Here is an 11,047-nt window from a genome sequence, read left to right on the forward strand (position 1 = left end):
TGCCGAGGGCGAATAAGAATGTGTTGTGAAACTAAACTTGTGAAAAAATGTAAACTATAATTAGAATGTATATAAAGAGGCATAAACAATAAAGGAGCAAGGATAATTGGCTATTGAGGATACAATCTTAATTAAAATTGGAAAATCATATAGAGAAGGAATGTCGGCAGAAGAGTTATACAATGCTACAAGTGTTAGTTGGAAAATTAGTGGGAATAAATTACAGTCTGGTGATTATAAATACTATTGTGCAATTTACAATAACAAAATAATAGAAGTGTATGAGTTAATGGGATATGAAAAAGATGGAAGACCAGAACTTGAAGGGCGTTTTATCTTAAAGGGAAAGATTGCTGACATGCAAATTCGTAATGCTCTCTTGGGACATGATGTGAGTGATCTACACAAAGGCTTAGGAAATCCAATTAAGTATGCAAATATGGAAATCTTACTAAAAAAGGTAGATAAAGACTACATAAAAAAAGAAGGTAGCGTAAAAGGCTCGTTGGAAGGAAGTCGGATTAAACATCTGTTAATTAATCTAGCAAAACAAGTAAAAGTGATTAAAACACTCCGTACTCAAAAATCTAACTGGATAACAAAAATTGATGAAAAAGGAATTTTTGTTGAAACGGAATCGTCAAGGGAAAAACATCAAAAAGGTGAGAAAGAATTTCCTTGGGACTACTTAAGTTTTGAGTATATTATGGAAGGTTGGAGAGAGTTTCTAGAAGTAAGAACTGCAACGGCTACCGATTTTAGAAGTGTCCAAGGTAGGTCATCATTTCTTATGGCATTTTTTAGTCAACTTCCTTTTGTAGAAGTGACAACAAAAAATAATAAGGTTGCGATAACCCTTAAAGAATTTACAACAGACCAATTACCTGAAGGTAATTTCGAACTTACCCTAACTTTTCTGGAAGAAATTATAGAGGGTAATATAGATCCAAGAAAAATTAACTCTCTTTATAAAGAAGAAAGTATCAAAAGATTAAAATCTAGGGCACGACAAGGACTGAAACTACTAGGGTTTTTAACTGACAATTATGATATCAATAAATCTTTAATTAACGAATATCAGGCAGAAGTAAATAGAAAAAATCTTTTAAGAAACCAGCTAAGTAAATTAGACTATATTAATATCATAAGAAGCCTTCTACCTTTAATAGGGAATCTACAAAAACAAGATAAACTCATTTGTTTAAAAGAGATAGGGATGTTAATTGTTCGGAATTCCCTTAAAGAAAATTTAATGAAAGAGACGGTTGCTGAATACAGGTCAAGAAATATACTAAGTTGGTTACAGGAATTAGAAATTGTTGATGGAGAATGGAACTTGATAAATAAAGAAATTAAGAATGAATACATAATAAATTCAGGTGTAAGTATTGCACAAGAGGAAGTTTCAAAATTGTTATCAACAAATGAAGTAGTTACGCATATTGACAATTATATTAAAAGTAAAGGTTTCTATTATGAAAAGGAAGACGTAATAAATCTTTTTATATCATTAAAAACAAAACCATTCGTGATACTTTCCGGAATTTCAGGTACAGGTAAAACCAAAATTGTTCAATGGTTTTCAGAGAGTATAGGTGCTAATGAATCTAATGGACAGTTTAAATTAATTCCTGTTCGTCCTGATTGGAGCGATGGATCAGATTTATTGGGATATCGTGATATTAAAGGAGACTTTGTTGAGGGGCCATTAACTAAGATAATAAAACGTGCTGCGGACAATCCATCTCTGCCATATTTTGTTTTACTAGATGAAATGAATTTGGCACGTGTAGAATATTATTTCAGCGATATCCTAAGTGTTATGGAAAGTAGACGATGGGAAAACGGGGAAATAGTCACTTCTATATTATTATCTGATGAAATAGCAGAAAAAAATATAAGCTTACCTACAAATTTATATCTTATAGGAACTGTTAATATGGATGAAACAACTCATCCGTTTAGTAAAAAGGTTTTGGATCGTGCAAATACAATTGAATTTAATGAAGTGAATTTAGGATATCTTGATTTTTTACACGACCTACCCGAAGTACTTCCAATAAATATAGATAATCAGACATTGAAGGGAAGTTATCTTCATTTAAAGGACGTTTATGTAGAAGATCCCAATTTAGTTGAAAAGACAACTACTGAATTGGTCAAAATTAATGAACTGTTAAAGCCTATAGGTGCTCAGGTTGGTTACCGTGTGCGAGATGAGATTTGTTTTTATATTGCATATAATGAAGCGGCTGATTTGTATTCTTTTGATCAAGCACTAGATAGGTGCATTCTTCAAAAAATTTTACCAAGAGTCGCTGGTAGTGATAATAGAGTAGAAGAGGTTCTAAATAGTCTTTATACATACTGTACAAATAGAAGTTTTAATGAAGATGGTTTATTGAATTTTAATGAATTAAAGAATGTTAAATATCCTAAGAGTGCAAAAAAAGTAATTGAGATGAGGAGGAGGCTAGAAGATGGCTTTACTTCCTTCTGGATCGGCTCCTAATGATGTTGAGCTTGTTTACATTGACACTGACCAATTAACCCTTGTGATTAAGGGAAAACCGTATCATGAAAGATACGAAGGACTATTACAATATAGACAACTGGATTTTCATGATGTAATGCATTTTAATGTTAGAGGTAAGTATATCAACATCAAAAAAATTTTTGATGTAGAGACACAAACTTTAATTGAACCATTAAATCAAAGGCCTATATTTTTTGAAAATGGAAACTATCAGATTGTTATTTCTCCGAAGGCGGGAATTAATCTTTCCTTTTATCATGAACATCCTTTATTAAGAAAGGCTGTAGGGAAGGTTGATATTGGGGATAGTTATTTTTTAATGGGGAATCTACAGTTTCAGAATGAAGTAGGTTTGTCAAAGTTTGAAATTAGAAGTGAAGAAGGAGTCCTCTTAGAAGTAACTATCGAAATTTTCCCTTCTAAACTGGATTATAAGGATGATTATAAAACGCTTTTAAATGAGGTAAATAATGAAATTTACAATTTAGCTTATCATTTTATTAAGAAAACATATTTTGGAGCTAAGGTAAATGTAGAGGGTAAACCATCAAGAAGTGAATTTTATCGGTTACTTACTTATCATTTTGAAGGATTATTCAATGCTATCAAACAAATAGAGTCTCAACCTCATCGTAAGTTAATTACTACCCATATTCATGCGAGGGGAGACCAACTCGGTAAATTAGATCAAAGAGGAAGACAATATTTACGGAAACGTCCGCATTTGTTTGTTGATGTTGAACGCGGTATTGAAATCAATAACAGGATAGTCTTACCTAAATCTGGGTTGAAAATAAAAAAAGAGCTTACCCCTGACACTCTTGAAAATCAATTTATAAAATGGATCATGAGTAGGTTACAGACTAAAATTGCTGATTTATTAGACAAGGTCCTGAGCAAAAATAAACGGTATGAAGTTGAGCCCGATCAAGACTTAGTTCATAGAATAGAAAAAATGCTATCAAGCCTTGATAAAAGGATGAAAAATTCCTTTTGGAATAATATAGGTAAACTTGATAGATCCGTAATGAGTCTTGTGATACAAATGGCTCCCGGATATCGAGATGTATTTAAAACTTATTTAATAATCTCCAAAGGCCTTTCATTACAAGGAACTCTTTATCAAATGTCTGTTAAAGATGTTGCTACTATGTATGAATATTGGACTTTCATAAAGCTAGGTCAAATCTTGAATAAAAAATATAAAATGTTGAGTCAAGATATAATTAAAGTAAAAAGCGATGGATTGTTTGTTAATCTAGATACGAACTCTACTGCGAAGCGAGTATTCAAGCATCCAATAACTAATGAGCAAATAATATTAACTTATCAAAAAACTGAACGACATTTGCCAACTTTGCCACAAAAACCAGATACAACACTCAGTATTGAGAAAAAAGGTAAAAATTTCACATATAATTATATTTTTGATGCTAAATACCGTATTGATTTTGCAGTTGAAGGAAGTTACTACCAAAGGCATTATCAGGAACCAGGACCAATGGAAGACGATATAAATACAATGCATAGGTACAGAGATTCCTTGGTAGTTCAGCAAAATGGTCCATACGAAAGAACTGCATTTGGAGCGTATGTTCTCTTTCCTTGGAAGGATGAGGAGCTTTATGAAAACCATCACTTTTATAAAAGTATTGGAAAAGTGAATATTGGTGGTTTGCCTTTTCTCCCCAATGCTACTCGATTGGTTGAGCAATTTATTGAGCACTTAATTGAAAAAAGTCCTGAAGAAATTCAGAAGGAAGGAATATTACCAAGGGGATCTAAAGAAGTGTGGATTTCAGCCTTAGATGATAAAGTACTTGTGGGCACTGTAACTTCAAAAGAATATTTTCACAGATTTATTAATCATCTTTATTTCCGTATTCCTTCAAATAAATTAAAAAGAGGCTGGCAAGAAGCAGCGTATGTAGCACTTTATTTAGTTAACGGAGTATCGTCTCAAAATGGCATAGTTTGTTATGGGAAAATTACCGAAGTAAAGTTTGTTAAAGGGTTTGAGATCGATGAACCACCTACGGACAGTTATGAAGAATATGTAATATTTAACATAGATGTTTGGAAAACAATCTATAGACCAATAATTCCAGTTGGATATGGAATATCAATTTATTCAATAACGACATTATCGATTTTAAGAGATGCAAAAGAATTGCCAGAGATATTTATGAAATCAAAAGAAGAAAGAATAATATGGCGTATGCTAAGAAGAATTTCTGACCAAATTACAATTGAGCTAGACGCACCTATTCTAGATCAAGCGACTAAAATTCAACGATTTCGATTTAATAATATATTGGTGAATTTTAATAATCAGGAAAGACAAATGACTATTATTCATGAAAAGGGTGAAAAGGTCATTGATTATGATGAATTAATAAAAAAACCATCGGGTGTTTTCAGAAAAATTATTTCATTAATAGAACTGGGACTATAGATTCCCAAATTAGTAAGGAATTTTAATTAATTACTCAATTTCCGTATTATGAAGAGATACGAAAGCGCATCATGGCTTGTGCGCTTTCATTTATGAATGTTTCAATAGAAAATTTTATACTCTAGACTAGAACATTTTAAACATTTACTATATAAATATATGGAAAAATAATTACAAGGGTCGATTTTCTTATTTTCAGAGATGAAAGAATAAGACTTTAGGATGGTTTCTTCTTTTTGGAACCAATAGTATGAAGGAGGTAACTATGGAATTCCCAACTAGAGAACAATTTTGGCAGTTTTCTCCGATTGAAAGGATTGAGGACTCGAACTTCGATAAGACATTGGAACGTTTCTATAAATCTAGAGTTTCTGGTTTGGTTCGTGAAAATATCCAAAATTCGCTGGATGGACGCCTGCCTAATTTAGATGGCCCCGTTAAGGTGATAATAAATACGGGTACCATAAAAAGAGAGGAAATACCTGGAATTGAAGAAGCAATTGAGCATATTAAAACATTACGAGGTCGAAACAGCTATACAAAAGAGACCATTGAACATATGCAAAGCAAAATGTTGCTAGAAGAAGTAAAGTATATCTCTTTTGAAGACAGAAATACCCGTGGTTTAAGTGGCGCAAAGAATGGTCAAAGTAACTCTGATCAAGATACTTGGTCGATTTATGCTTACAATAAGGGTGTCCATTCTCTAGAAGAAAGCGAAGAATTAGAAACGGAGAGGGGAGGTTCCCATGGTGTTGGGAAAATTGCCTCCAATGCTGCTTCTGATTTACACCTCATGTATTTTGCCAATTGTGATGGAGAAGGAAACCAACATTTAGGTGGAACGATTCAATTAATAGAACATGAATATCATAACCAAAGCTATCGTTCAACGGGGTATTTTACAAATATTTGTATGTTAGGAGATAACAAGTCGAAGTTTTACCCTTTTGAAAATCACTTTAAGCAGGTCTTTGAAAAGAATACAAGAGGTTTGAAGATCATTATTCCGTTCTTACGTGATGAGTATGACAACGAAAGACAAATTGTAATAAGTATTTGCGATAGCTTTTTCGTTTCAATCATTGAAAAGAAGCTCGAAGTTGTTGTCAATAACAATACCATAAATTATGAAACAATTATGAGCTTCGTAAATAATGCCGATTATTATGTGCAAGAGATTCCTGAAATGAAAAAGGAATTCACACCGTTATACGTGAACACTTATTTAAATGAAACGCCAAGAACGATCGTAGTTTCAGATAGTGTAGATAACTTCAAATTTAATTTATATTTTCAGTACAATGAAGAGATAACAAAAGGACGGGTTGCAGTTATTCGGACGATTGGGATGAAGATTGAAGATTTTAAGGTGAAAAACAATGCCACGAAGCCATTTAATGCTGTTTTAATTGGCGGTCCAGCAGAAGATGCCTACTTAAAATCTTTAGAAAATGAATCCCATACCGAATTGTCCTATGAACACATTAAAGATAAACAATTAGAAAAGCGGGCGAAGAAATTCATTAGTAATCTTTCTCGTGAGGTTGCTAATGTCATTGAAGAAGCCATTAAGGAAAACAATCCAGTAGATGGCAAAATTGACACAAAAGATATCTTGTATGTCATAGAAAATCAGTTTAAAAAAGACTTATCTGCTTCGATGGGGACCGTTGTTGTCAACAAAGGGAGATCATTAGTTAAAATGACTGAGGATATTCCTCGAAAAAAGAAAAAACAAACTGATAAACCTGATAAAGAACGAAAGAAGAGAGAGAAGAACAAAGAGCCTGTAAAACGGGTAACCCCAAAACCAAAGGATTCGGATGAGAACGATCAAGATAGGGCTGTTTCATCCTTTAGCGTTCATCCAAAGATCGTGCAACGTTTAATCTTTGGGAATAATGAAGTTGTTAAATTTGATTTCACCCAAAGTGAACTAATTCAAAACGAAAAATCCTGTAACATCAAGTTATCCGTTATTGATGGGATGGGGGTTGAATACAATGACGAATTTAATATCCGTGATAACTTCGTTCGAGTCATTGATATTGCCAATAACAGTGAACGTGAATTTAATGAAAACCATATTAAGGATGTCTCCATCCAGGATGGGATCGCGCAAATTCTATTTGAATTAAAACCCAATTACAATAAAGCTTTAAAATTTATATATTACGTGGAGGTGTAACATGATCTACAGAAAGGATGCCAATTTTCCATATCCAATTCTATCCAACACCTCATCGGGTTATGTAAATAATGAATTTATCTTAGATGTTCATTTGGAAGAGAATACACAGTACTACAGGTTTAATTTTCAATATGAGATCGAATCGGGTTTTATTAATAGACTGGTAGAACAACGAAAAGCACAAATGATTTTAGTCATTCAGTCCAAAGATAATAAGTTTTATAGGTTAAGATCAGGTCAGACCTACATTGATATTCCCAATTCGAGAATTTCCATACTAGAAAACAGAACATCTATTCAAATGTATATCCAATCACTTGTTGAAATTGATTTTAACGAGAACGATGATTTGAACGAATTTTACCAAAGCTTTAAGTCTAGCATTAAAGTTCCTAAATATGGAATGCTGGGCTATTCGAATATAGTTTCATTTGATGATCGAATAAAAAAACCCTATGAACTATTTGAGAGGAAATTAAACCCAGAGCTATCATCCGATATTAAAATAGAACTGAGTACTGAAACGATCATTATTCATTATAAAAATGAGCAATACCAATTTAACGCAGTACCGATGAGTAACTCGTTAAACAATCCGTATATTTATATGGGACTTCAAAAAGCTCTCTATCGCTTTATTATGAACAATGGTTTCGATGGAGAACAACTGGATATTGATGAGATTGAACCACCTTCCAACCCATTGGATATGAAGTTATATCAGCTAATGAAGAAAAAGATGGTTTCTGAATTAAGTATTGAAAATATTGATGAAGTGATCTATAAAATTTCTGACCGGATCATTGAGAAATATACGCATGCCGTTGTGAAGGGACTTAGTGCAAATGGAAGTTAGATTACTAGAGAAGGGTTATAAGAATAACGAACAATTTTATAAAGACTTTTTGGATGATACGATTCGCTATAAAGACGAATATTTCTCAGGAGAGGTAGTTACTTTACCTGAAGCTCCTGATTTTCCGATTTACATGGCTAAACTTAGTGAAGAAGAACGGAAAAGGCAATTCCTAGAGGCTTTTGAAATCATTACAGATTCTTATTTACAAACTCCAAGGGATTTGCATTTTGATGAGTTGTTCTGGCACTCTTTACTTACTGTACACAAAAGGGGATTTCTATTAGAAACTTATCCGCAAATCGGAGAAGGGATAAGTCATTTCAATAATATCGTAATTAAGAAATTCGACTGGGAAAATTATATATATAAATGTGTTATCGGTGCCCAATATATTAATGACGCTACTCAAGATGATCATGATCGAAAACAGTATTATCATCTATTGATAGATAATTTAGACCTTTATAACTATATAATTAAGTACGAAATTTTCCGTAATCAGCAATTTTTAATCAATGTGTTGGATATTATTGACGAACTCAATCTTTCAAAAGTGATGAAAGGAAAGATTAAGGGACGAGATGATCTAGGAAAAGACGAACGGGTGGGTCGGCGGATTATTTTCGAATTTAATAAAAGCTATCCAGTTATTATGTCGCCAATACTTGAGAAAGATGAGTTGAAGGAGCTGTTTATAGAGTATTTGGGTTATTATTACGAAGTTAGTAGACTAAATGTTCATGAACCTGTTTGATTGTTTAAAAAAAGAACTAATAGATATGTACTAAAAGTATAAGTTATTTGTTAAGGATATATATTGTGCGTTTAATTTCATATTTTCATCGGACACCTTTGGTATTCCAATATTTTATAACAGCTCCTACACACTTCTGTCGACAAGCACCATTTTAATAAAGCCAATGCCATTGTTTAAATAACATTAGACTAGATAGACCGGTAACAGCATATTTGGAATTTCCGGAATCGTACTCTACTTTTCTAAAGTTATTTTGTTCTAAAAGTCAATATGCTTCTTCTTCGTTGTCTAAGAGTAATTTGAAGAAGAAGTTTTTGATATAGAAGGGAAGTTAATATTGAACATATGAGCAACTGCTTGTCTAGTTTAAACGGAAGTTTTTTTTCTGGAAAATCTCAGGAATTTCTTGTTCCACATTAGAATCTTCGGTCTCTTGTAATTCCCTCTTAAGGTTTTAATTCTTCCAGATCTTGATAATTAATGGTGTACCATTTTTTTTGATCCATTTTTATTTTATTAAAATTTCTAGCATATATAAAACCGTTATTTTCCAAACTTGAAATGACTCTCCTTATTGTACTTTTTGAAAGAAAAGGTAGTTGTTCCACCAGCTGATCATATGTGAAATTTACCCATTTTCTCTCTTCACATATATGATTAGTCTGCTTAAGCCAAAAGTGAAGTTGTTGAAGAATAATACTTTCGTATAATCCTATTCTAGTTGCAAGTGTCGGAGAGATGTATAATGGTTTGTTGTTGATTATAAGGTCTTCGTTCATTTGAATTTGCCATCCTTTTTGGTATATTAGGAAATTTGAATACGCTTCTATTAGCTGGGCAAAAGTAATTACAAGTTTGAAAAAATATAATAGATTAAATGATTTGACGTGAGACTAATCTTACAGCCACAGATCGAAAAGTAAATGACTTGAGGTATGATTTTGTTGTGAGGATTTTTGGAATTTTATTTTTGTAAAATAGAGATTACGGGAGGGACCTTTAATTAATTAACTAAAATCGCCTGTAAAGTTAGTAAATACTAGAAATAGTAAAATGTAAACCTTTTCATTAATTGATTTCACAAAGAAACAATAAAAGTTACTATTTTAGACACATTTTTGGTAGTTTCACAACTCTCAAAATCATGGAAGATATGCTTCTAAAGGCAGATGTACAACTTTCTGCAAAATCTGGTGCAACGGTTACGAAGTCCACCGTACCTCCTTTTTCAGATAAGTTAATGATGCACTGCATCTATATCCTTAATGGATTTTCAATTGTTGGCTCAGGTGCTGGTGTGTTCTTCAGTTTGCGGAATGATACTGCAATGAAAGCTATGCTCATTTCGAAAGATATCTATTTGTATGCACGAGAGGGAGTTGAACTCAAGATCAAAAACGGTTGGTTTGAGGAACCTCCACAAATCGAGAACAGAGCGGAAATCATAAAAGGGAATGAATAAGTCCATAGGGGAGAGAACGAACCAAGGATGAGAATTTGGAAAAATGTACATAAAAGTACGGCTAGCGTTGATTCCAAGGAGGGATTGACGCTTTTTATGTGGAAGTAATTATATCAGTGGAATTAGCACTTTACGAGAAATAGGAAACTTATAATATTTTTTTTGGAAAGGCTGTAGATAAAGTGAGTTATGAAATTATTAAATTACCAGGCTATCGGGCAGTAGGATTAAAATGGGAGGGTACATTCTCTGAGATTGTGCCTAAGCTAAAAAACGTGATTCATCAAGCTGAAGAGCGTGCAAAAGAGATAGATTACAAGGTAAATCCCGAAGTTCAATTGGGTCTATCTTATCATGTAATTGAAGATGGATTCGTGCACTATGCAGTATATGAAGTAAGTGATAAGCAGAAAATTCCTGCAGGGATGATTGAAATAGAGGTTCCTGAACTAACGTATGTGAAGACAACACATAACAAAGGAGAAGATATTCAAAAGACCTATACGAATCTACATAAATGGTTATTTGATAGTGAGTATATCCCATATAGGGAAGAGGGTGTAGATTACTATGATCCATATATGCCAATAAAACATGAACATTGTCCAGTTGATCGTGACCCTAGTGATCCGCATTTTGATATTTATATTCCGATTGTTAAAAAATAATATTTTTTTATTAAACTAGGGGTGCGAGAGTGGATGATTAGAACTATCTTAGGTGCAGCTTTTTCTTGTTGTACTAACGGGTGTAGGTTAGCATTCCTGTAGATCGTTAAATTACA

The 11,047-nt window shown here is 32.8% G+C and carries 8 protein-coding genes; 7 read left to right on the forward strand and 1 reads right to left on the reverse strand.

Annotated features, from left to right (window positions below; translation table 11 throughout):
* Positions 1-106: 106 nt before the first annotated feature.
* The 5 genes from CKK03_RS22225 to CKK03_RS22245 all read left to right on the forward strand — a co-directional run bounded on the left by CKK03_RS22225 (position 107) and on the right by CKK03_RS22245 (position 8,798).
* Entirely contained in the window at positions 107-2,512 is a 2,406-nt protein-coding gene (locus CKK03_RS22225; RefSeq protein WP_425432892.1) for a DUF8727 domain-containing protein, read from the forward strand.
* The gene (locus tag CKK03_RS22230) at positions 2,481-4,991 is read left to right on the forward strand and encodes a restriction endonuclease-like protein (protein ID WP_099364684.1); all 2,511 of its coding nucleotides are present in this window, start codon (positions 2,481-2,483) and stop codon (positions 4,989-4,991) included. The genes CKK03_RS22225 and CKK03_RS22230 overlap by 32 nt, the downstream gene beginning before the upstream one ends.
* A 265-nt stretch (positions 4,992-5,256) precedes the next feature.
* Complete coding sequence (locus tag CKK03_RS22235; protein ID WP_099364685.1) at positions 5,257-7,182, forward strand: hypothetical protein; 1,926 nt, start codon at positions 5,257-5,259, stop codon at positions 7,180-7,182.
* A gap of 1 nt (position 7,183) precedes the next feature.
* Positions 7,184-8,041 (forward strand): hypothetical protein, encoded by an 858-nt coding sequence (locus tag CKK03_RS22240; protein WP_099364686.1) that lies wholly within the window; start codon positions 7,184-7,186, stop codon positions 8,039-8,041.
* Positions 8,031-8,798 carry a hypothetical protein gene (locus CKK03_RS22245; RefSeq protein ID WP_099364687.1) on the forward strand — a complete coding sequence of 256 codons (768 nt, stop codon included), beginning with the start codon at positions 8,031-8,033 and terminating at the stop codon, positions 8,796-8,798. Before CKK03_RS22240 ends, CKK03_RS22245 begins: the two co-directional genes overlap by 11 nt.
* Before the next feature lie 449 nt (positions 8,799-9,247).
* Here CKK03_RS22245 and CKK03_RS22250 read toward each other — a convergent pair whose 3' ends face one another.
* Positions 9,248-9,580, reverse strand: coding sequence for a hypothetical protein (locus tag CKK03_RS22250; protein ID WP_099364688.1), 333 nt, complete (start codon positions 9,578-9,580; stop codon positions 9,248-9,250).
* Between the two features lie 293 nt (positions 9,581-9,873).
* Here CKK03_RS22250 and CKK03_RS22255 point away from each other — a divergent pair, with 293 nt between their 5' ends.
* Together CKK03_RS22255 and CKK03_RS22260 are read left to right on the forward strand one after the other, a co-directional pair.
* Positions 9,874-10,263 (forward strand): DUF3231 family protein, encoded by a 390-nt coding sequence (locus tag CKK03_RS22255; protein WP_281254552.1) that lies wholly within the window; start codon positions 9,874-9,876, stop codon positions 10,261-10,263.
* Between the two features lie 182 nt (positions 10,264-10,445).
* Entirely contained in the window at positions 10,446-10,931 is a 486-nt protein-coding gene (locus CKK03_RS22260) for a GyrI-like domain-containing protein (RefSeq protein WP_099364690.1), read from the forward strand.
* The last annotated feature ends 116 nt before the right edge of the window (positions 10,932-11,047 follow it).

The sequence above is a fragment of the Fredinandcohnia onubensis genome (genome assembly GCF_002734215.1).
GTDB classification, from domain to species: Bacteria; Bacillota; Bacilli; order Bacillales; family Bacillaceae_L; genus Ferdinandcohnia; species Ferdinandcohnia onubensis.

Excerpts from the sequence above, each read along its gene's own strand:
- CKK03_RS22230 (WP_099364684.1), top strand. The coding sequence starts at position 2,481 with ATGGCTTTACTTCCTTCTGGATCGGCTCCTAATGATGTTGAGCTTGTT.
- CKK03_RS22235 (WP_099364685.1), top strand. The coding sequence starts at position 5,257 with ATGGAATTCCCAACTAGAGAACAATTTTGGCAGTTTTCTCCGATTGAA.
- CKK03_RS22240 (WP_099364686.1), top strand. The coding sequence starts at position 7,184 with ATGATCTACAGAAAGGATGCCAATTTTCCATATCCAATTCTATCCAAC.
- CKK03_RS22245 (WP_099364687.1), top strand. The coding sequence starts at position 8,031 with ATGGAAGTTAGATTACTAGAGAAGGGTTATAAGAATAACGAACAATTT.
- CKK03_RS22250 (WP_099364688.1), bottom strand. The coding sequence starts at position 9,580 with ATGAACGAAGACCTTATAATCAACAACAAACCATTATACATCTCTCCG.